This is a genomic window from Thalassotalea marina, from assembly GCF_014656435.1.
Lineage (GTDB): Bacteria > Pseudomonadota > Gammaproteobacteria > Enterobacterales > Alteromonadaceae > Thalassotalea_C > Thalassotalea_C marina.
This window is the reverse complement of the sequence record NZ_BNCK01000009.1, coordinates 103,753-124,778: the sequence shown is the minus strand read 5'-3', so window position 1 is coordinate 124,778 and position 21,026 is coordinate 103,753. Positions and strand designations below refer to the sequence as shown.

The 21,026-nt window shown below is 39.7% G+C and carries 21 protein-coding genes; 16 read left to right on the top strand and 5 right to left on the bottom strand.

Annotated elements, in window-relative coordinates:
- The first annotated feature begins 76 nt into the window (after positions 1–76).
- The 10 genes from IE199_RS17905 (at position 77) to IE199_RS17860 (ending at position 9,002) form a co-directional block, all read left to right on the top strand.
- Positions 77–652 carry an LON peptidase substrate-binding domain-containing protein gene (locus IE199_RS17905; RefSeq protein WP_189773391.1) on the top strand — a complete coding sequence of 192 codons (576 nt, stop codon included), beginning with the start codon at positions 77–79 and terminating at the stop codon, positions 650–652.
- Positions 653–728: 76 nt separating this feature from the next.
- A complete protein-coding gene (locus tag IE199_RS17900) occupies positions 729–1,355 on the top strand; it encodes a sigma-70 family RNA polymerase sigma factor (RefSeq protein WP_189773384.1) in 627 nt (208 codons plus the stop codon).
- Positions 1,348–2,025: a ChrR family anti-sigma-E factor gene (locus IE199_RS17895; protein ID WP_189773382.1), complete on the top strand. Its 678-nt coding sequence runs from the start codon at positions 1,348–1,350 to the stop codon at positions 2,023–2,025. The genes IE199_RS17900 and IE199_RS17895 overlap by 8 nt, the downstream gene beginning before the upstream one ends.
- Positions 2,026–2,034: 9 nt before the next feature.
- Positions 2,035–2,991: a YbgA family protein gene (locus IE199_RS17890; RefSeq protein ID WP_189773380.1), complete on the top strand. Its 957-nt coding sequence runs from the start codon at positions 2,035–2,037 to the stop codon at positions 2,989–2,991.
- 83 nt (positions 2,992–3,074) lie between these two features.
- Positions 3,075–4,457 (top strand): deoxyribodipyrimidine photo-lyase, encoded by a 1,383-nt coding sequence (phrB, locus tag IE199_RS17885; protein ID WP_189773592.1) that lies wholly within the window; start codon positions 3,075–3,077, stop codon positions 4,455–4,457.
- 69 nt (positions 4,458–4,526) lie between these two features.
- Complete coding sequence (locus tag IE199_RS17880) at positions 4,527–5,006, top strand: nuclear transport factor 2 family protein (RefSeq protein ID WP_189773378.1); 480 nt, start codon at positions 4,527–4,529, stop codon at positions 5,004–5,006.
- Positions 5,006–5,734: an SDR family NAD(P)-dependent oxidoreductase gene (locus tag IE199_RS17875; RefSeq protein ID WP_189773376.1), complete on the top strand. Its 729-nt coding sequence runs from the start codon at positions 5,006–5,008 to the stop codon at positions 5,732–5,734. The genes IE199_RS17880 and IE199_RS17875 overlap by 1 nt, the downstream gene beginning before the upstream one ends.
- Positions 5,734–6,996 carry an NAD(P)/FAD-dependent oxidoreductase gene (locus IE199_RS17870; protein WP_189773374.1) on the top strand — a complete coding sequence of 421 codons (1,263 nt, stop codon included), beginning with the start codon at positions 5,734–5,736 and terminating at the stop codon, positions 6,994–6,996. Before IE199_RS17875 ends, IE199_RS17870 begins: the two co-directional genes overlap by 1 nt.
- Entirely contained in the window at positions 6,993–7,760 is a 768-nt protein-coding gene (locus IE199_RS17865; protein WP_189773371.1) for a DUF1365 domain-containing protein, read from the top strand. Before IE199_RS17870 ends, IE199_RS17865 begins: the two co-directional genes overlap by 4 nt.
- 9 nt (positions 7,761–7,769) lie before the next feature.
- On the top strand, positions 7,770–9,002 hold the full coding sequence (locus tag IE199_RS17860) for an SAM-dependent methyltransferase (protein WP_189773369.1): 1,233 nt from the start codon (positions 7,770–7,772) through the stop codon (positions 9,000–9,002).
- A gap of 79 nt (positions 9,003–9,081) precedes the next feature.
- Here IE199_RS17860 and IE199_RS17855 read toward each other — a convergent pair whose 3' ends face one another.
- Positions 9,082–9,591 carry a DUF2062 domain-containing protein gene (locus tag IE199_RS17855; RefSeq protein ID WP_189773367.1) on the bottom strand — a complete coding sequence of 170 codons (510 nt, stop codon included), beginning with the start codon at positions 9,589–9,591 and terminating at the stop codon, positions 9,082–9,084.
- Positions 9,592–9,620: 29 nt separating this feature from the next.
- Between IE199_RS17855 and IE199_RS17850 the strand changes: the two genes are divergently transcribed.
- From IE199_RS17850 to kdsB, 5 genes are all read left to right on the top strand, one after another.
- The gene (locus tag IE199_RS17850; protein WP_189773365.1) at positions 9,621–11,957 is read left to right on the top strand and encodes a DNA internalization-related competence protein ComEC/Rec2; all 2,337 of its coding nucleotides are present in this window, start codon (positions 9,621–9,623) and stop codon (positions 11,955–11,957) included.
- A gap of 155 nt (positions 11,958–12,112) precedes the next feature.
- Complete coding sequence (msbA, locus tag IE199_RS17845) at positions 12,113–13,816, top strand: lipid A export permease/ATP-binding protein MsbA (protein ID WP_229854827.1); 1,704 nt, start codon at positions 12,113–12,115, stop codon at positions 13,814–13,816.
- Positions 13,817–13,825: 9 nt separating this feature from the next.
- Positions 13,826–14,833 carry a tetraacyldisaccharide 4'-kinase gene (lpxK, locus tag IE199_RS17840; RefSeq protein WP_189773362.1) on the top strand — a complete coding sequence of 336 codons (1,008 nt, stop codon included), beginning with the start codon at positions 13,826–13,828 and terminating at the stop codon, positions 14,831–14,833.
- A gap of 22 nt (positions 14,834–14,855) precedes the next feature.
- Positions 14,856–15,041 carry a Trm112 family protein gene (locus tag IE199_RS17835; RefSeq protein WP_189773360.1) on the top strand — a complete coding sequence of 62 codons (186 nt, stop codon included), beginning with the start codon at positions 14,856–14,858 and terminating at the stop codon, positions 15,039–15,041.
- Between the two features lie 12 nt (positions 15,042–15,053).
- Positions 15,054–15,821 (top strand): 3-deoxy-manno-octulosonate cytidylyltransferase, encoded by a 768-nt coding sequence (gene kdsB, locus IE199_RS17830; RefSeq protein ID WP_189773358.1) that lies wholly within the window; start codon positions 15,054–15,056, stop codon positions 15,819–15,821.
- 88 nt (positions 15,822–15,909) lie between these two features.
- Here kdsB and IE199_RS17825 read toward each other — a convergent pair whose 3' ends face one another.
- From IE199_RS17825 to IE199_RS17810, 4 genes are all read right to left on the bottom strand, one after another.
- Entirely contained in the window at positions 15,910–16,887 is a 978-nt protein-coding gene (locus IE199_RS17825; protein ID WP_189773356.1) for a GGDEF domain-containing protein, read from the bottom strand.
- 231 nt (positions 16,888–17,118) lie between these two features.
- Positions 17,119–17,880: a ribonuclease H family protein gene (locus IE199_RS17820; protein WP_189773354.1), complete on the bottom strand. Its 762-nt coding sequence runs from the start codon at positions 17,878–17,880 to the stop codon at positions 17,119–17,121.
- Positions 17,881–18,079: 199 nt separating this feature from the next.
- Positions 18,080–18,853 carry a prolipoprotein diacylglyceryl transferase gene (gene lgt / locus IE199_RS17815; protein ID WP_189773353.1) on the bottom strand — a complete coding sequence of 258 codons (774 nt, stop codon included), beginning with the start codon at positions 18,851–18,853 and terminating at the stop codon, positions 18,080–18,082.
- A 138-nt stretch (positions 18,854–18,991) separates the two neighbouring features.
- Positions 18,992–19,882 carry a prenyltransferase gene (locus IE199_RS17810; RefSeq protein WP_189773350.1) on the bottom strand — a complete coding sequence of 297 codons (891 nt, stop codon included), beginning with the start codon at positions 19,880–19,882 and terminating at the stop codon, positions 18,992–18,994.
- Between the two features lie 218 nt (positions 19,883–20,100).
- Here IE199_RS17810 and IE199_RS17805 point away from each other — a divergent pair, with 218 nt between their 5' ends.
- Positions 20,101–21,015, top strand: coding sequence for an aldo/keto reductase (locus IE199_RS17805; RefSeq protein ID WP_189773348.1), 915 nt, complete (start codon positions 20,101–20,103; stop codon positions 21,013–21,015).
- The last annotated feature ends 11 nt before the right edge of the window (positions 21,016–21,026 follow it).

Here is a 21,026-nt window from a genome sequence, read left to right as displayed (position 1 = left end):
AAAAAGGAGCCTTTTTTTGTGATCAATTTTTCTTAACGTATCGTATCTAGTGGTAAGTTAGTTACGATGAGTTTTTATGAATTTACCCGTATTTCCATTGCCAATATTTTTACTGCCTGACGGTGTTACTCGGTTGAGAATTTTCGAGCCTAGGTACTTAAAAATGGTGCGTATGGCCACCCAAAATCAAGGTTTTGTGGTGTTACTTAATGATCAAAAAAATAAGTTATTTGAAAAAAACTGGGCAAGTTGGGTTGAAATTATCAACTTTGATCAAGACCAAGACGGCTTATTGCTGATTGATGTAAAGTGTAAGGCACTTGTAAAACTTGCAAATATCACGGTAGATGAAGACAAGCTGCGTCACGCCGACGTGAGCACAATTAACCATTGGCCGATAAATGAACATGATGATACTACAGAAAAGCTAGCATCTTCTTTGCTTGAAGTGTTTGAACAGAACGAGCCTTTAAATGCAATGTATCAAGCTAAGTTTGAAGATAAAGCAAATTGGGTAGTATCCCGTTGGCTTGAATTATTGCCAGTTAAGTTAGCTGCCAAGTCAGTATTTGCCGATGCCAAAAGCTATGAGCAGGCTAAACAATTTGTCGAATCGATTGTATTAAATGAGCAATTAAAAGTTAAAAGCTAAAATTTTTTATTAAAGATTGATCCAGACTATTTATTGATACGTAAAAATCTACATAGACCCGGTATGGAAGACGTAAATGGTACAAGCGCAAATGAACTTGCCAACCAAACCCTCTGGTGTAACATCTAAGGGTATGAAGGAGCAAGTAGATCATCGCCAGCTAAGTCAATGGTTAATTGCAGTAGCTGAACAGAGAGATAGACAAGCATTTGCTTGTTTGTTCAAGTTTTTTGCACCCAAAATTTTGCGGATTGCGCAAAGCAAATTTAATCAAGAAGCACAGGCAAGTGAAGTGGTTCAAGAAACCATGTCGAATGTTTGGCGAAAAGCGCATTTGTTTGATAACGCCAAAGGTGCAGCTACAACTTGGGTTTACACGGTAATGAGAAACGTAACCTTTGATATGTTACGTAAAGTGCAATCTAACAGAGAAGATACGTTAAGTGACGATTTTTGGCCAATAGCTGAAAGTGTTGTTGCAGAAGAAGATACCTTTTCTGATCACTTAGAAAAGGACAAGATTTTATCTTGCATTGACGAATTACCGGAAAACCAACAGCAAGTGGTGAAAGGGTTTTATTTTATGGAAATGTCGCAAGAACAATTGGCGAAGCATTTAAACCTACCCTTAGGCACCATAAAATCTAGATTACGCCTAGCCTTAGCAAAACTAAGAGCGCAGTTAGGAGGCAAACATGATTAAACATCATCCTTCACAAGAACTTTTACAAGCATTCGTCAATGGCGAACTTCCTGCGTCGTTGTCGGCTGGTGTCGCGATTCATGCCGATATGTGCCCAGCGTGTCAGGCAAACATTGCTAATTTAACAGAGCAAGCAGCGGAAAACAGTTTTGAGCAAGCGTTTCTGCATCAATTTGTTGTAGATGAAAGTGACGATATCAGTGATATCGACTTCGATCGCATGTTTGAAGAAATCACTCAGACCGATGACCTTGCTAGTGTTACACCAAGCCAGGCTAAGTTTGTTACCTTAAAGGGCAAAGAATATAAATTGCCTAAGCAATTGCAACATATGGAGTTTGCAAGCCCTATGAATTTGGGTAAATTAGCTCGCTCACGTATCAATTTAGGTGAAGGTGAAATTCACTCAAGTTTATTGCATATTGATCCGGGGGGGTCTGTACCTCAACATACACATCATGGGTACGAACTCACCTTGCTATTAGAAGGTAGTTTCAGTGATGACATGGGCGAATATCATGTAGGTGACTTCATTTTGCTTGACCAAAACCATGACCATTCACCAGTGTCAGAAAACGGTTGTTTATGCTTTACTGTCGCTAATGATGCACTACACTTTACGAAAGGTTTCAATAAGTTATTAAATCCGTTTGGTTCGTTAATTTATTAGGAGTCGATAATGCAGCAGTTCGACAAATCAGATGTAGTCATTGGCATAAGTGCCTGTTTAGTTGGTGAAAAAGTAAGATTTGACGCCAGTAATAAACCGTCTAACTTTTGTATGAATGAGTTAGGGCAACATGTTACTTTTAAAGCATTTTGCCCTGAAGTTGCTATCGGTTTACCTATTCCAAGGCCAACTATTCGTTTAATTAAAAAGGAAGACGTCATACGTGTAGCTCGCCCTGATGGCTCAGGTGACGTGACTGACGCACTAGCTGAATATGGTAAAAAAGTGGCCAAGGTGGCTCAGTCATTTAGTGGTTACATTTTTTGTGCTAAAAGCCCTAGTTGTGGCATGGAACGCGTTAAAGTGTATTCTGAAGAAGGTAACAGTTTAAAGTCTGATGGTGTTGGCGCTTTTGCCAAAGAAATCATGAAAGCAAATCCTTTACTTCCATGTGAAGAAAATGGCCGGTTAAACGACCCTATTATTCGAGAAAATTTTGTCGCACGAGTTTATGCGTATCGTCAGTGGCAAGCCTTGGTGGACAGTGGTTTGACCAAACATAAACTGATGACCTTTCACAGTCGTTACAAATATACTGTGATGAGTCATGACTTGATCGCCTATAAAGATCTGGGAAGATTATTAGCCAGAGCCGATCTAACTTTGAATGATATGGCTGAGCAGTATATTTCGGGATTAATGTCAGCGTTAACCATTAAAGCAACTCGCAAAAAACACGCAAATACACTGTCACATATTCAAGGTTACTTTTCTAAACACCTTTCTAAGCTGGAAAGATCTGAGCTATGTGAGCAAATTGAATCATATCGAAAAGGTCTAGTGCCATTAATGGTACCTTTGACACTGATCAGACATTATTTAATGGTTCATCCCAAAGAGTATCTAGCAGAACAGTTTTATCTTAATCCCTATCCAGATGAGTTAAGATTGCGCTATGGTTATTAACTTAGCGCTACTACACTTCATTAACAGGAATTGCTAAGCCCACGCTTTGGGTGGGCTAAACAAAATATCGCAAGATATAAGGAATCACATTGTTATTATGGTTTAGAGGGGATTTACGAGTTCGTGATAATCCCGCACTTTCTTATTTTATCCAACATAAACACGCCGACGACAAAGCCATTGTGTTTCTTATGCCTGAGCAATGGAAAAATTATCATTGGTCAGCAATAAAAATAGACTTTATCAAACGGCATATTCGCCTACTTAAATCACAGTTAACGACTTTAGGCATTAATTTAGAAGTAGTAGAAGTTGCTGATATTAAAGAACAAACAAGTTATTTGATAAAGCGCTGCCAGCAGCAGGGCCATGAAGTAGTTGCTAGTAGTGAGCTTGAGATTAACGAGCGTCAACGTGATCAAAAAATCATGGACGCCGGCATTAAACTCCATTTATTTGAGTCTGACGTGATAGTACCTAAAGGTGCAGTATTAACGCAGTCTGGCGACATGTATAAAGTGTTCACCGCGTTTAAAAAGGCGTGGTTAAGCTACATGCGAATGCATGGCCTGACGCTAGCAGACAATGCTTTTAATCAAGTTGAACAAACAAAGGTAAATGATATTGCTTTGTTGACAGGCGATGAAAGTTCTGTCAAATGGCCACTGGTCACAGATGTTGAACAATCGGTTATTCCAACATTTTTACGTGACAAGCTTGAAGATTATCATGAACAACGAGACTTCCCAGCGATCAAAGGTACTTCGGGTTTATCGCCTTATTTAGCCATTGGCGCACTTAGCTCACGGTATGTTTTGAGACAACTGTTACAGCGTTGTCCTGATTTACTGACTGCAACTGATAGTGCTGAGTTTTCTTGGTTGAATGAGCTGATATGGCGTGACTTTTATCGCCACTTAATGCATTTCAGACAAGATCTTTGCACGCATAAGAGTTACAACGACAAATACCAGCAAATGGATTGGCCAAACAAGCAGGTGTGGTTTGATGCTTGGTGTCAGGGGAAAACTGGCTATCCATTTGTCGATGCGGCCATGCGCCAGTTAAATCAAACGGGGTGGATGCATAACCGTTTGCGAATGGTGGTTGCTAGCTTTTTAACAAAGCACCTGCTAATCGATTGGCGCTGGGGCGAGCAGTATTTTATGAAGCAACTGATTGATGGCGACTTAGCGGCTAACAATGGCGGTTGGCAATGGGCAGCAAGTACTGGTTGTGATGCTCAACCCTATTTTCGTGTGTTTAACCCGATAAGACAAAGTGAACGTTTTGATCCATCAGGGGATTTCATTCGTAAATATTTACCAGAGTTGGCTAATGTGCCTGATAAACACATACATTTTCCACATAAGTATTTAAAGGAAATTAACAGTAGCGTGTACTGGCCAGCATTAGTAGACCATAAGGCTGCACGAGAAAATGCATTAGCCTTTTACAAAGTGTAATGGACAAAGGTTTGCACTGCGAAATATAGCGTCAACCTATTGTATTAAAGTGTTTGTTTAGGAAAAGTAATGAACAGTGTTGGTCAAAAAATTACAGCAGAATTAGCAGTTAATAAGGGTAATGAACCGCTATGGCTCAAAGCTTTTATCAATAACTATCATCTGTTGTCTACTGACAATTTACATTTACTTGATGACATTTATCACCAAGACATACACTTTGAAGACCCTATGCATTGTATTAACGGGCTAACCCAGCTACATCAGTATTTCCAGCAGCTTTATACCAACCTTGAATCCTGTTGCTTCAACATCACCAATGTTTTATTACAAGGTGAGCAAGCCGCTATTTATTGGCAAATGACTTATCAACACCCTAAATTAAATGGTGGTAAGCCAGTTATTGTTGAAGGTCATTCTCATATTAAAGGTAGCGATGACAAAGTTTCTTATCACCGAGACTACATTGATCTTGGTGCTATGTTGTATGAACATGTACCAGTTCTTGGTCGCTTTATTCACTGGATAAAACAAAGAGCGGCTAACTAATGAAAGATAAAACGGTGCTAATTACTGGAGCGACTTCAGGCATAGGTGAAGCGCTTTTCTACCATTATGCTGGCTTAGGTTATCAGGTTATCGCGTGTGGCAGAAATCGAGAAAAGCTCGACAAACTTGCGTCATTTAAAAAAAATGCTCGCTGCTTAGCCTTTGATATCACGAAAGGTGAACAAGTTAAACAAGCTGCTGCACAAATCAGCAAAATTGACTTACTTATTCTCAATGCGGGAGACTGTCAGTACATTGATGATGTAATGAAGTTTGATAGTGACCGTTTTGCACAAGTCATCAACACCAACTTAATATCAATGGGAATAATGCTTGAGCATTTTCTATCAAAAATCCCTAAAGGAGGGCGAATTGCTTTTGTTAGCTCGTCAGCGTCTATCTTACCTTTTACTCGTTCAGAAGCTTATGGCGCATCAAAAGCGGGTGTTGATTATTTAGCAAATAGCTTACGTTTAGATTTAGTAAAACAACAAATCAACGTTTCACTTATTCATCCCGGATTTATCAAAACGCCACTGACCGATAAAAATGATTTTGATATGCCATTTTTATTATCAGCTGAAGAGGCAGCTAAACGTATTTATAAAGGTATAGCAGCAGAAAAGGACTACATTCATTTTCCTAAGCGACTGACTATGCTACTCAAAACCTTCGCCATTTTACCTAATTTTATATGGCGCTCTATTGCTTTAAGGAGCATGCAATAATGAGAAATATTGCCGTTATCGGTTCAGGCATTTCAGGTTTAACAGCGGCTTATTTGTTGTCTCAAAAACATAACGTTACTGTATTTGAAAAAGCGGAAAAAATTGGTGGTCATACAGCAACCGTTGATGTGGAAGTTGATGGCGAACATTATGCTATTGATACCGGTTTTATCGTTTTTAATGATAAAACCTATCCTAAGTTTCTCACCTTGCTCGATGAAATTGGCGTTGGCAAGCAAGAAACAGAGATGAGTTTTTCAGTGCACAATAGCCAAACAGGGCTAGAGTACAATGGTCATAATTTAGATACTTTGTTTGCTCAGCGACGTAACCTTTTTCGCCCACGTTTTTGGGGCTTGATCAAAGAAATACTGCGTTTTAATAAGTTGTGTAAACATGCCTATGAAAACGCCACATACGAGGTGGAATATACGTTAGGGCAATTTTTATATGAGCAGGCATTTAGTCGCTTTTTTGCCGAACATTATATATTACCGATGGGCGCTGCGATTTGGTCGAGTTCACTTGAACAAATGGAAGGATTTCAATTTAAGTTCTTTGTGCAGTTTTTCTTTAACCATGGATTACTAAATATTGCAGACCGACCTCAGTGGTATGTTATTCCTGGTGGTTCAAGAAACTATTTAACGCCACTAACTAAACGTTTTGCTGACAACATTCATGTCAATAGTGATATTCGCTCGATTACTCGAGACCAAGACAGTGTGTCGTTAACCTTTGGCAATGCAGAAGTTAAGACTTTTGACGATGTGGTGTTAGCATGTCACTCTGATCAAGCGTTATCTTTACTCACTGATGCTAGCGCTGACGAAACTCGCATTTTATCCGCTATGCCGTACAGCGAAAACTCTGTGGTATTGCACACAGACACACAGTTATTGCCTAAACGTGAAAAAGCCTGGGCAAGTTGGAATTATCAGTTAAGTGCTAATCGAAGTAAGCCTGCTAGCGTAACTTACAATATGAATATTTTGCAGGGGCTAAACTGCAAGCCAACATTTTGTGTCACGCTTAACCAAAAAGAAGCGATTGAACCTAGCAAAATATTGCGAGAATTTACCTATACCCACCCGATTTTTTCAGTGGAATCGCTTGCCGCTCAACAGCAGCGCAATACCATTTGTGGCCAAAACAGAACACATTTTGCAGGCGCATATTGGTACAACGGTTTTCATGAAGATGGTGTACGCAGTGCTGTTGATGTTGCAAGCCGTTTTGATTGTAAATTAGGTGAGATATGACAAGCACATCAGCTTTAAGTGCCATTTATGTTGGGCAAGTGTCACATCGGCGCTTTTCTCCTAAAAAGCATGCTTTTGTTTATCAGCTATACATGTTAGCACTTGATGTTGATGAAATAAGCCAAACCCATAAGTCATGTGGCGTGTTTGGCCGCAACTGGTGGCGACCTGTTAGATTTGTTGAACAAGATTACATTAAAGGTGAACCAGGGAGTTTGCGCCAACGTATTGTCAATAAGTTGCAAGCGCTTGGTGGTGATCCCGAAATAGGGCGCATTACCATGTTGGTTCAAGCAAGGTGTTTTGGTTTGTATTTTAGCCCTGCTAATTTTTATTTTTGCTATGACACACATGGGCAATGTCAGCAAATGTTGGTTGAAGTTAGCAATACTCCTTGGAATCAAAGACATTATTATTTAGTTGATATGTTGTCACTTCAAGCAACTGAAAAGTGTTTTCATGTCTCACCATTCATGGACTTGAATATGGCGTATCACTGGGTGGTGAAAGCACCTAGTGTAGACAAAAAGAAGTTGTTTGTTCATATCGAAAATCGAGCAATTGACGAAACAAACCAAAAGCTTTTTGACGCTTCCATGAATATGGAAAAACGTGATTTCACTGCTAAAGAAATGAATAACGTGGTGTTTTCTTTGCCAGTGATGACATTAAAAATTGTATCGGCAATATACTGGCAAGCATTAAAGCTATTTATTAAACGAATACCTTTTGTCAGCTATCAGCAGCCAAAAAATGAAATTTAGGAGCAAGTTGTGGAACAAGTGGCCAACATAAATACAAAACAAGCTAATAACTGGTTTGATAGACGCTGTCGAGATATCGTTTTTTCGGTTTTTGAAAAGTTAACCTACGGCCAATTGGAAATAGTAGAAGGTGGCAAACATCACTACTTTCCAAAGGCGATTGATAACAGTACTCCAGTTCAAGGCAAAATTGTTGTTCATGACCAAAGTTTGTATCGAGATTTTGTTAAAGGCGGCAGTATCGGAGCGGCAGAGGCGTTTATTGATGGCAAGTGGTCATCTCCAGATCTAACTGCTGTCATAAGAATATTTGCCAAAGCCCAACAGCAAACTGACAGATTAGAAAGTAAAAAGTCTTGGTTTGCAGCGCTAAAAAACAAATTGATCCATTGGCAAAATAGAAACAGTCAACAAGGCTCTAAGCGCAATATATTAGCCCATTACGATTTAGGAAATGAGTTGTACACCCGTTTTCTAGATCCTGAAATGATGTATTCGGCAGCCATTTATCCAAACGAGCAAGCGAGCTTAGCTCAAGCGCAAATTCATAAGCTTGATACCATTTGTCAACGACTTGAACTACAACCAGGAGATACCGTCTTAGAAATTGGTACTGGTTGGGGCGGTTTAGCGATCCATATGGCAAAAAATTATGGCTGTCATGTCACTACCACAACGATTTCAGATGCCCAGTTTCAATATGCTGAACAACGCGTTAAAGAACTTGGCTTAGAGCAGCAAGTAACACTGCTTAAAAAAGATTATCGTGAGCTTCAGGGGCAATACGATAAAGTAGTCTCTATCGAAATGATCGAAGCGGTGGGCTATGAATACCTGCCAAGCTTCTTCAAACAATGCCATAGTCGATTAAAAGAGGGCGGAAAATTACTGATCCAATCTATCACCATCGCAGATCAACGTTTTGAGTATTACAAAAATAACGTGGACTTTATCCAGCGTTATATTTTTCCCGGTGGCTTTTTACCTTCAGTATTTGAGCTTTCAAAACATATCAAGGAGCACACCTCGTTAGTGGTGGAAGAGCTTCACGACATTGGTTTGCATTATGCTAAAACATTGGCGGATTGGCGCGATGCCTTTAATAAATCTTGGCCAGAACTAACAGAGCTTGGCTACGACGAACAGTTTAAACGTTTGTGGTTATTTTATTTAGGTTATTGCGAAGGTGGATTTTTAGAAAGAGCCACAAGCACAGTACATTTAGTGGCAAGAAAACAATAGGTTTATCTTCACCATTACAAAATAAAAAGGCTGACATTAATTAATGTCAGCCTTTTTATATTTGAAAATAGCCGCTAATTTATCGGTTACTGCGTTTTTTCCATTCTTTGCCGACAGAATAGCGCCACAACCAGTGAATACCAAAATAACCAATAATAGAAAACGTAACTGCCAATACCCCACAGCCGACCAAAAACGCAGGACCAATAGTGGAGAGGCTATTCACCACCCATTCCCAACTGGCTTCAAAAGCAAATTTTTTCTCCTGCACACCTAATATCCAAGTTCCCACGATATAACAAAAATAAAATATTGCCGGCATGGTCAGTGGGTTTGTGATCCAAACAAGGGCAATGGAGAGAGGGAGATTTGAATGTACTATAATTGCTACGCCCGCTGCTAAAACCATTTGAAACGGTACAGGGATGAAGGCAAAAAATAAGCCTACGGCAAATGCTTTGGCGACAGATCGTCGGTTTAAATGCCATAAATTACCGTTGTGCAGCAAGTCGCCAAAAATTTGTAAATGCTTGTTAGACTTTATTTTTTGATGGTCTGGCATCAATTTTTTAATGGTTTTTTTTGGCATGGACTTTTAATTAGGAAAATTAATTCACTATGGATCGGTGGTTAATATCATTCAGTTTAGGGGCGTTATTGTCGCTGTTTTTGCCACTAACGCCAAGTTTATTTTATGTTGCTTTTTTTACCGTTTTAAGTCTGCTGTGTTTTTTTATTAGCAAAACAAAATGGTTGTCGGCGCTGTTTTGTGGTTGTGCATGGTTATTGTGGCATGGCGCAAGTTATCACACGGTATGGCAAAATAATGGTCTTGATAAAAATAGCGTCAATCAAAAGTATCAGCAAGCTGTCGCAGAAATTACATCTATTGCTGCTATCAAAAACGATAGAGTGAGTTTTATTGCTGATATTAGTTCGTTAGATAATAAAGCACTGAAAAAGCCAATACGTATTCGGGTAACTTGGTTAGAGCCATCTATTGTTCCAAAACAAGGGCAGTTGTGGCTGTTGACCATGAAAATCAAACCTGCCCATGGATTTGCAAATCCCGGCGGGTTTAACTATTTAACTTGGTTAAAACAACAACACATACATGCGACTGGATTTGTTAAAAATAAAGCGGTCAATCAACTCATTAACAAGGGTGTCACTTGGCGAGAACAGCTCTATCAAAAATTTAGCCAACTATTGCCTGAAGAAAACAGTTCAGCCATCGTTTTGGCGTTAACCTTTGGTGAAAAAAGTCAGTTATCGGATAAACAATGGCAAGTGTTAACTCATACTGCGACTAACCATCTGATGGCGATCTCGGGGTTGCATTTAGGTTTAGTAGCACTTGCAGGCTATGCATGGTTAATGTTGCTCTTTAAAGTGTTACCGATTAAACGCCTGCTGCCAACAAAACATCAAGATACGTTATTGCAGTTCAATGTTCAGCACTTGGTGTTGTTTGGTGTGTTTTTAATAACACTTTTTTATGCTTATTTAGCTGGATTTTCTACACCAACTATCCGTGCATTAATTATGTTGTCGGTATTTATCTTAGCCAAGTTGCTTTCGTTATCGCTGAGTAAGTCTCGTTTATTGTTGATCAGTCTATCGTTAATTATTCTTGTAGCGCCGTTCAGTTTATTCAGCGTTAGCTTTTGGTTGTCGTTTGGTGCGGTGAGTTTGATCTTTTTATACTTGTGGCGTTTGCCAGCAAAACCTATCGAAAGCAGCTCACTAGCTGTGAAATGTGTTAATTACTTTAAACATTTGTCGGTATTTCAGGTGTATTTAATTTTGGTGCTATTACCTATTACCGCAAGTTTGTTTTACCAAGTGTCTTTGGTTGCCGTTTTTGCCAATTTAGTGGCAGTGCCTTGGTTAAGCTTTGTTGTTGTACCATTAGTATTGCTTGCTTTGATTTTTACTTGGATATTTCAACCTTTAGCCGACGTGTTTTTAGCGCTGTCACAAGTGACTATAGATATCGTTTGGTGGTATTTGTCATGGTTGAGTGACTTTTCCTGGGGGCAATGGAAAATACATCATGATGCTTGGCTTTTGTTGTCTTTGCTCATCTTGCTTGCCGTGGTGTTCTTTGTCACACATCTACCAATCAAAAAGGCGGTGGTTATCTGTTTTTTAATAGCTTTTTCTCTAAAAATTTCACAGCTTAACTCGGCAAGTATTCAAAAAGACAACTGGTATCTTGATGTGTTAGATGTTGGACAAGGGCTTGCCATAGCGATTAGAGCAAACAACAAATTACTGCTTTATGATACGGCTGCTTCTTACCCTAGTGGCTTTTCTGTGGCTGAAGCGGTGATTTTACCTTATATGCGCTATCACGGCTTTAATGAAATCGATTTATTAATTATCAGTCATGACGATAATGACCATGCTGGTGGCGTTGATGTACTTACAGAGCATGTTCCCATCGTAAATAAAATATCAAATGAGCTAGAAACGGGAAAAGCGTGTCTTGAGGGCGATGTGTTTCAATGGCAAATGCTGAACTTAAAGGTGTTACATCCCAAGAAAGAAAGGGCAGATCATAACGATGACTCTTGCGTTATCAAAGTCAGCGATGGCGTGCGTAGTATTTTACTCACGGGTGATATATCTTCTCGAATTGAACAGGATTTGGTGAATCATGTGCCGGAATTATTAAAGTCAGATGTGATGTTAGCGCCTCATCATGGTTCTAAAAGTTCATCCTCTCTTGCTTTTATTCATACAGTTGCACCTGAAGTTGCAATTTTTAGTGCGGGTTATCTCAATCGTTGGCGTATGCCGAGTCAACAAGTCAAAGACAGGTATCAGCGGCTACAGGTGCCAACGCTAAATACCGCTGAACAAGGCATGATCTCAGTGTCGTTTACACAAGGTGAAATGAAAATCACCACGTATAAACAAGATATCTGGCCGTTTTGGTTTGCAAATTAACAGATTGCAAAATCTGCGCTTGGTTGACTGAGCAATAAAGGCTAAAATGCCCAGCTAATTGAGATAGAGAAAACGGGTAGTGAATGTCGTTAAGCACCGAGCACAATGACGAATCGACGCAAAATGTAAATCAAGACAACACTTGGCAAACTTTTATGCGTTTAATGAGTTATGCCAAGCTATATAAAAAAGCGGGCATTTTCGCCATCATTTGTATGTTGGGCTACGCCGCGATTGATGTTTATTTTTTATCAAAACTGCCAGATTTAATCGATGAGGGTTTAAACGGTAACAACCCTGAATTTATGAAATGGGCGCCGCTGTTTGTTATTGTTTGTTTTATTTTTCGTGGCATTTTTCATTTCTTAAGCAACTACTGTTTGGCTTGGGTTGGTAATAATGTGGTATCTGATTTACGACAAAATATTTTCCAACATGTCATGGCTATGCCTGTCGCCTATCACGATAAAACTTCAACCGGTACCCTAATTTCAAAATTGACCTTTGATACCGAACAAGTGTTGCAGGCAACCAGTAAATCTTTGTTAACTTTGGTTCAGCAAGGCGCATTTGTTATAGGTTTATTAGCCTTAATGTTTTGGAAAAGTTGGCAGTTAGCGTCAATTTTCTTAATTATTACCCCTATCATCGCGGTCATAGTGACAGTCGTGTCTCGTCGTTTTCGTAAGGTCAGTAAAAACATTCAAGATGCTATGGGGGAAGTGACCAGAGCAGCGGAACAAACATTTAACGGTCACAAGGTAGTTCTTACCTTTGATGGTCAGGAGCGAGAAAATCAACGCTTTGAAAAAATAAATAAAAATAACCGTCAGCAACGTATGAAAATGGTGGCAACTAAATCTGCAAGTGTGCCCATTATTCAAATCATTGCCTCTTTTGCGCTGGCGTTTGTTTTGTATATAGCATCGTTAGATGGTGTAGTTGAAGGTTTAACAGCCGGTGTTTTTATGGGTGTTGTTACCTATATGACCATGTTACTTAGGCCGCTTAAGTTGCTAACTAACGTTAACAGCGAATTTCAAAAGGGCATGGCAGCGTGTTACAGCATTTTTTCTTTACTTGATGAAGACAAAGAAAAAGATACCGGTAATACTCCACTGGCTCGTGCCAAAGGTAAATTAGCATTTGAACATGTTGATTTTCTTTACCCTGGTGATGAAAAATTAGCATTAACTGACTTAAATTTTTCTGCACAGCCTGGTGAAACTGTTGCCTTAGTTGGTCGTTCCGGCAGTGGTAAATCCACCGCGAGTGCTTTGCTTTTGCGCTTTTATCAGGCAAGCAAAGGTAAGGTGATGATTGATGACCATGATATTACCGATTACAAGTTACAAGATTTACGTAAACAGTTTGCCTATGTATCCCAACAAGTGGTGTTATTTAACGATAGCTTAGCCAATAATATTGCTTATGGAAAACCTGACGCCAGCCGTGAACAGATCATCGAAGCGGCAACTAAAGCTCATGTTATAGAATTTGCTGAACAGTTGTCTGAAGGATTAGATACAAATATTGGCGACAATGGGGCGCTGCTTTCAGGAGGGCAAAGGCAAAGGGTAGCGATTGCACGTGCGTTATTGTGTGATGCACCGTTTTTGATTCTAGATGAAGCAACAAGTGCGTTAGATACAGAATCAGAGCGTCATATTCAGGAAGCGTTAAACACACTGCAGCAAAATCGTACCTCAATTGTGATAGCTCACCGATTATCGACGATAGAAAATGCCGATAAAATTATTGTCATGGAACAAGGCAAAATTATTGAGTCCGGTGATCATCATAGCTTATTGGCGCAAGACGGTGCCTACGCGCAGTTGCACAAATTTCAGTTTGGGTAATCGTAACCTATGCGATTAATTGAAAAAGTTTGGTTTAATGGACATCAAGCCAAATGGCTATTGGTACCGGTATTATTACCATTTAGCATGTTATTTTGGCTTGTTAGCTTATTGCGTAAACTGGCTTACCATATAGGTTTGAAACGCAGCATTAGCTGTGGCGTTCCCGTTGTGGTTATTGGCAATATTGGTGTAGGTGGAAATGGTAAAACGCCATTAACGCTATGGTTAATCGAACAACTGAAAAAGCGTGATATTAACGTTGGCGTGATAAGCAGAGGTTATGGCGGAAGCGCACCTTATTATCCTTTTTTAGTGAGTGACGATAGCAGTGCCCAATGGGTAGGTGATGAACCTAAAATGCTGTACCTAAGAGCACGAGTTCCTGTAGCGGTTGGTCCTGATCGCATTGCGGCGATTGAACTACTGAAACAGCAAGGTGTGCAAGTGGTGCTCAGTGACGATGGTTTACAGCATTACCGCATGAAACGAGATGTAGAAATTTTAGTGGTTGATGGTAAACGTCAGTTTGGTAATGGTTTATTGATCCCTGCTGGACCACTAAGAGAGACGACCTTTCGGCTAAAGAGTGTTGACCACATTGTGGTGAATGGTGAAGGGGATTTAGTTGAAAGTCAGCAAATAAAGCGTATGCACCTAATGGCGAGCCATGTTGTCAATGTGGGCAGTGGTCGACAAGTATCGGTTGCTGATTTTATTCAGCAATTTCCCGAAATTCAGGCTTGCGCAGGTATTGGTGACCCAGCACGTTTTTTTACTACGCTAGAAAAGTTAAATTTTAGTTTGTTAAAAACGCAGGGCTTTGTTGATCATAAAGATTACACAGAACAAGATTTTCATTGGGTGATGGACGATACACCATTGCTAATGACAGAAAAAGACGCGGTTAAATGTGCAGGTTTTACTAAAGCAAATTGGTGGTATCTACCTGTTAATGCACAATTTAATCAACAAGATGAAAACGCTTTAATCGAGAGTTTGCTAAGCTTACGATAGTTTGTGATAAGTGAGAAAAACTATGGCATTTGATAGAAAATTAATGGAAATTTTGGCTTGCCCAGTATGTAAAGGTAAGTTGGATTACAAACAAGAACAAAAAGAATTATGGTGTAATTTTGACCGTTTAGCGTACGAGATCAAAAACGATATTCCTGTTTTACTAGAGAGTGAAGCACGTCGCATTTCAGAAGAAGAAAGAACTTAAAAGAGCATTATTATGTCATTTGTTGTCATTATTCCCGCCCGTTATGAATCAACACGCCTACCTGGTAAACCACTAGCAGATATTCATGGTAAACCTATGATCCAGTGGGTGGTTGAAAAAGCCAAGGCCAGTGGAGCAAAGCAGGTTATTGTTGCAACTGATAATGATAAAGTTGCTGAAGCTGTAAGAGGTTTTGGTGGTGAGGTGTGTATGACTAGCGCTAACCACCAATCGGGCACGGAGCGCTTGGCTGAGGTGGTCGAAAAGTATGGCTTTAAACCAGAGCAAGTGATTGTTAATGTGCAAGGTGATGAGCCTTTTATTCCACCAGAGAATATCGCGCAAGTTGCTCAAAACCTCGCTCAACAAAATAAAGCACAAATGGCAACATTAGCAGTAAATATCGAAGAGGTTGAAGAAGCACTTAACCCCAATGCGGTAAAAGTGTTAATGGATAAAGACGGCTACGCATTGTATTTTAGTCGCGCCACGATCCCCTACGATAGAGAACGCTTTTTGGGTGCAAAAGAGATAAATGCGATCGGTGACTTCTATCTACGCCACATTGGCATTTACGCTTATCGCGCGAGTTTTATCCAAGATTATGTTCAATGGCCAACAAGTGCCTTGGAACAAATTGAGTCGTTAGAGCAATTGCGAGTGTTATGGCAAGGTGAAAAAATTCATGTCGCCGTAGCAAAAGAACGTTCTGCCGTTGAAGGTGTTGATACGCCTGAAGATCTGGCTAAAGCAATTAAGTTTGCTGCGACTTTGAGTTAATAGCAGCTACTAACTCAATAGCCCTGTTTATTTGCCCAAGTTAAACTTGGGCATTAACTCAATTGGCGTTCATAATGTTTAAAAATACTTATTGCTTTTTCTTGCCTTTTTCTTTGTACATCTCATCGTCTGCAAGTTTTATTAAATAATCTAGCCCCATATCATTAACGTCGTCTATAGCGATAGAAGTATAGCCACAGCTAAAAGATATCGTCGGTTGAAAACTTTGCGTTGCAATTCGCTGTCTTAATCGCTCAATCATATTTGGCATAAAGGTTTGGTTGCTTTCTTGGCACATCACAACAAACTCATCTCCACCAAACCGAGAGACAATATCAACTTCTCGAAACGAGTGTTTTAGGCTTTCAGCAAAGGTTTTTAACACGAGATCGCCAGCTTGATGGCCGTAGTTGTCATTAATGGGTTTGAGGTTGTCGATGTCAAAATAACAGATACAAATTGCTGCTTGTGTTCTTTTGGCCGACTTTAATAGCTGCTCGGCGGCAAAGAAAAAACCTTTTCGATTGACCAGTGTGGTTAAATGGTCATGAAAGGCAACACTTTCGAGCAAAATGTTTTTATTTAATAGTTCTAGTTCACGTTCAGCCATATCGCGGAAGTGTTCAACAAGGGTATGATATTTATCGCCATATTGGGTTTTTCTGAAGTCCATTACACATATGGTTCCAAATACTGAACCATCGGGCCAATGCAGCGGGTAGCCCAAATAGGTATTGAAGCCATCTTGACTGACTTCTGGGTTATCTTGCCAGATAGCACACTCTGTCGCGTTACCTACGTATAATAAACAATCATGTTCAACCACTTTTTTGCAAAAAATATTAACATCTGCATCTATGGTTGCTTCCGCTTGGTAGGGGTTTTCAACTGATTGGTTGGCAATAATCACTTTATATTTGTCATTGCCTGCTTGTACGATAAAACCAGCAGGCGTATCACAAAGCTCTGCCATTAAATTAACTAATCTTTGCCAAGTAGGTAATAATAAGTCGTCCTTGTCGTGTCCTGAGATCCATTGCTTGGTAGGGATTAAACACTCCGCCATAAAACAATTCTCTTGCACTCAATATTTAATTTTGAACCGTACGACTTATTTCGGTTACGTTAGCCACTATAAAAGGACGTTGCAGAATTTTTTATTCTAAATGTATGCAACAAGGGTTTTACTGCTTTAGCTGAAACTAAGCAAATAAAATGGCCATAGTTAAATTGTGGATATTTTTACGGTAATCTTTATTTTACTTTGTGTCAATATGCAAAAATCTAGCGCCCAGGGTTAGCCGGACGGCATTGCTAAAATTTCTTTAATATTGATTGTGCTAGTAAATTGTTTGAAAGATGTTTCCTGCTGCATACGTGCATAAACCGCCATTCGGTCTGCTAATTCATTGCCTTCAATATTAGCGTGGCCTTTTACATAGGTAATAGTAATTTGGCTTTTCATTGACAAATAAAGCTCGTAACAGGCTTTGATAATGTCTGGGTTTTTGATTTCCTCACCATTGGCTTTTTTCCAGCCTCGACGCTGCCATCCTGCTGCCCATTGGGTAACACTGTCAATGGAGTACTTAGAATCACTTAAAATTTCAACCGACTTTTGCTTAGCCAAGTAAAACTTAGCCATTTTTAAAGATTCAAGAATACCCAATAGCTCTGCGGTATTATTTGTGCCATTGGCATCGTAAAGTCCATACCAAAGCTCAGTGAGTTTCGTCTGTTGATACACCGCAATGCCAGTACCCGATTTGCCGGGATTTGGTGAACAAGCCCCGTCGCTGAAAATTTGTACATCAGCATTAACTTTATTGCCGTACTGAGGAGTTACCGTAGTGCTTTTGCTTTGTGGTGATTTAGACAGTGAACGCCTTGCCAGTGCTTTAGAGTATGGCGCTTTAAATGCTTCTTCAGCTTCTTGTTTTGTTGGGAAGCCCATATATTGTGCATCGGCTCGGCCCGAAGTGAGTTGTTGTACTTCTGGCCAGTTATCAAAAACGCCTGTTTTTGCGCCTTTCCAGACGACATAATATTTTTTTGTCATGTTTTACGGGGTAATTTTGTGTAATAGGGCGATCTTAACGATTCGTTTGCCAATTACCAAGAGGCATCTGACAAAAAGCTAAAGATTGACTTATTGAATCCAAGAAAAGTTTAGTGGCTGTTCAATGTATCAAAGAATAAAAAGGGTATGCGACAAAAAGAAACAACGTTATAACTTTTTGTCGCATAAATCATTAAAGCTATTTAGCTTTCGCCTTGGCAACTAAAAATAGCCCGATCAGTAAAAATGGAATACTTAATAATTGCCCTGTGTTCAGTGCTATATCAAGTGTATAAGCTGCTTGTTTTTCTTTGTAAAACTCGATAATAAAACGTGCGGTGAACGTCAGTACTAAAAATAAACCAAACAAGAAACCCGTTTTATCTTTCGCATGAGTCGTTCTATAGACCCAAGTAAGCACAAGCGCGATTAACAAATAAGAAACCGCTTCGTAGAGTTGTGCTGGGTGTCTGGCAATATTATCTATTCGGGCAAAAACAATGCCGGTTGCCGCATCCGTTGGATGTCCAAGAATTTCAGAGTTTACGAAGTTAGCGCAGCGAACAAATATACCAAACACTGCCGTTGCAATACCTAAGCGGTCTAGCAACCACATTATTTTGACCTGATGGCGTTTACAGTATAACCATGCACCTATAATTGCGCCCAAGCCGCCACCATGACTGGCTAAACCACCTTCCCAAATAGCGAGTATTTTCAGCGGATTGCTCAGGTAAAACTCTGGTTCGTAAAATAGGCAGTGGCCTAATCGAGCGCCTAAAATAATGCCAACGACGACATACATTAATAGGGTGTCGAGCTGCTCGGGATCTTTGCCTTCCTGATTATAAATCCATTTCATGTAATACAAACCAGCAAAAATTGCACTGGCAAATAATGCGCCATACCAATGGATGGTTAAGGGGCCAATTGAGATCAGGACCGGATCAGCGTTCCAAACAAAATGCTCCACAAAGATTCCTTGTAACTGCTAGAAATAATGAGCGCTAATATATCAGGCCATGTGGTAAATGGCAGCTTAAATACCCTAAATTATGTAATAAACCATTGCCTTGGCCAAACAACGCATGATTAATGCTGGGTTAATGGCCTAAGATGCGATTAAGGACAAAGTAAGTAACAAAGTGCTAACCAAAGTAGCAATGACGTTGAGTGCCATATATTGGGGATATTTTGCCAGTTGCTTTGCATATAACGCTAAGCCACGAAAAACGATAAATGGCAGCAACAACGGAATAAATACTAACAGTGACCAGTAGCTTAATACCTCACTGTAGATTAACCATGCCAATAACAGGCAGTTAAACAGGGAAGTAAACAAATAGAGTAAAGACGCTTTTTCATAACCATAAAAAATTAGCACATGATTACGCCCGATGGCGGCATCGGCTTCTTTGTCTGGGAATTGATTAACCAAGAGCAAATTACTGATAGCGATCGCAGGGATGCTAGCAATAAGCATTTGTGTCAATACAATTGCTTGGTTTTGAACTAAAACGGTGCCCATTACCATCAGTATGGCAAAGCCAACACCAGGTGCTAAGTAACATAAAATTGGCGCTTTATTTAACCAGCGGGTGTAAGTCATGATGATAATCATCCCCACTAAGCCAACAGGAAACAACAACCAGCTACTAAACCATAAAAGGAAACAACCAATAACGATAGTGATAGCGGTAGAAGCGATTGCTAACAGTTTAACGCTATGTTTTAGATCGGGTTGTTCAACCAATAGGCCACTGCCGCCACTAAATGGTGTTTTATCTGTAGTTAAATCTAAACCACTGGTAAAGTCTTGATATTCGTTAATAGTATTGACTGCTACTGCAGCCGTTATTGCACCAAGTAGTGTTAAAAATGCTAGCCACATATTAATAGCACCGCTGGTTTGGTAGCTAAGTGCTAAACCTAAAGCGACACAAAGTGGTGATAATAATAAAAATGGTGGTCTCGCAGATGGTAGTGCTTTGATCAGGTCCATTGCTGTTTTTTAATGTTGTATGGTTATTGGTCAAGAGTAATACAATCATTAAATTTTAGCCTTGATTAAAAACAATTTTTTCTGCCAATACTTAGGTGTATTTAAGGTTTGTATGGTTTAATGCCGAAAGTGTTTTTAATTGGGTTTTGCTTAAATAGCTGCATAGTTAGCTCTTTTAAATAGCGTCATTTTTTAAAAAAATTAGGATTAACACTCGTATGAAATTCGACAATATCTCTGATACCGCATTATATTCTTCAAAGCTTATTTACGGTTGCATGCGTATTGCAGGCGATAATAGTGAATTAGACCGAGCCAAAGGCAAAAAGGCGATATTGTCAGCCGTAGACGCAGGTTACAACCACTTCGATCACGCTGATATTTATGGCGGTGGTGAGAGTGAACGTTTATTTGGGGAAGTGTTAAAAGAGTCGCCTCATTTACGAGATAAACTGATCATCACGTCTAAAGGTGGGATCAGACCTAGAAAAGGTGACGAATACGCGCCAACACGGTATGACTTTAGTAAACAATATATACTCGATTCAGTGGATGGTTCTCTTAAACGTTTAGGCATTGAAAAACTAGATATGTTCATGCTACATCGACCTGATTTTTTGATGAACATTCATGAAGTTGCTGAAACATTTGCTCTGTTAAAAGCGGCAGGCAAAGTAGAACATTTTGGTGTCAGTAACTTCTTACCGTCACAAGTTGAAGCGCTTCGAGCTGTGTCTTCACAAGCGATAATCGCTAACCAAGTGGAAATTAACATACATAATGTTTCAACTTTATTAGATGGCACGCTAGATCAATGCCAGCAACATAATATTTCACCCATTGCTTGGTGCCCATTAGGTGGTGTTGCCTATCCGGCTTGGGGAAATACATTTTCTACAGATGATGAGCATCGAATCGCAGATGAACTGAGTCAGCAAAGTCAGCGTTATCAATGTGAACCATGGCAAGTGATCCTAGCTTGGTTGTTAAAACATCCAGCTAACATTTTTCCTATTATTGGCTCAACAACACCAGCGCGTATTGAAGCTGCTAAAACGGCATTGTCACTAGAATACAGTCGGGAAGATTGGTATCGCTTATTTGAAGCACGCAACGGTGAGTCAGTACCTTAGTTTATCTGCGC

Bases quoted from the DNA above. Each gene is read 5' to 3' on its own strand.
- IE199_RS17810 (WP_189773350.1), bottom strand. From the start codon at position 19,882: ATGGACCTGATCAAAGCACTACCATCTGCGAGACCACCATTTTTATTA.
- IE199_RS17865 (WP_189773371.1), top strand. From the start codon at position 6,993: ATGACAAGCACATCAGCTTTAAGTGCCATTTATGTTGGGCAAGTGTCA.
- IE199_RS17895 (WP_189773382.1), top strand. From the start codon at position 1,348: ATGATTAAACATCATCCTTCACAAGAACTTTTACAAGCATTCGTCAAT.
- kdsB (WP_189773358.1), top strand. From the start codon at position 15,054: ATGTCATTTGTTGTCATTATTCCCGCCCGTTATGAATCAACACGCCTA.
- IE199_RS17870 (WP_189773374.1), top strand. From the start codon at position 5,734: ATGAGAAATATTGCCGTTATCGGTTCAGGCATTTCAGGTTTAACAGCG.
- IE199_RS17855 (WP_189773367.1), bottom strand. From the start codon at position 9,591: ATGCCAAAAAAAACCATTAAAAAATTGATGCCAGACCATCAAAAAATA.
- IE199_RS17875 (WP_189773376.1), top strand. From the start codon at position 5,006: ATGAAAGATAAAACGGTGCTAATTACTGGAGCGACTTCAGGCATAGGT.
- IE199_RS17835 (WP_189773360.1), top strand. From the start codon at position 14,856: ATGGCATTTGATAGAAAATTAATGGAAATTTTGGCTTGCCCAGTATGT.
- IE199_RS17905 (WP_189773391.1), top strand. From the start codon at position 77: ATGAATTTACCCGTATTTCCATTGCCAATATTTTTACTGCCTGACGGT.
- IE199_RS17900 (WP_189773384.1), top strand. From the start codon at position 729: ATGGTACAAGCGCAAATGAACTTGCCAACCAAACCCTCTGGTGTAACA.
- IE199_RS17850 (WP_189773365.1), top strand. From the start codon at position 9,621: ATGGATCGGTGGTTAATATCATTCAGTTTAGGGGCGTTATTGTCGCTG.
- lpxK (WP_189773362.1), top strand. From the start codon at position 13,826: ATGCGATTAATTGAAAAAGTTTGGTTTAATGGACATCAAGCCAAATGG.
- msbA (WP_229854827.1), top strand. From the start codon at position 12,113: ATGCGTTTAATGAGTTATGCCAAGCTATATAAAAAAGCGGGCATTTTC.
- IE199_RS17820 (WP_189773354.1), bottom strand. From the start codon at position 17,880: ATGACAAAAAAATATTATGTCGTCTGGAAAGGCGCAAAAACAGGCGTT.
- IE199_RS17805 (WP_189773348.1), top strand. From the start codon at position 20,101: ATGAAATTCGACAATATCTCTGATACCGCATTATATTCTTCAAAGCTT.
- IE199_RS17825 (WP_189773356.1), bottom strand. From the start codon at position 16,887: ATGGCGGAGTGTTTAATCCCTACCAAGCAATGGATCTCAGGACACGAC.
- IE199_RS17890 (WP_189773380.1), top strand. From the start codon at position 2,035: ATGCAGCAGTTCGACAAATCAGATGTAGTCATTGGCATAAGTGCCTGT.
- IE199_RS17880 (WP_189773378.1), top strand. From the start codon at position 4,527: ATGAACAGTGTTGGTCAAAAAATTACAGCAGAATTAGCAGTTAATAAG.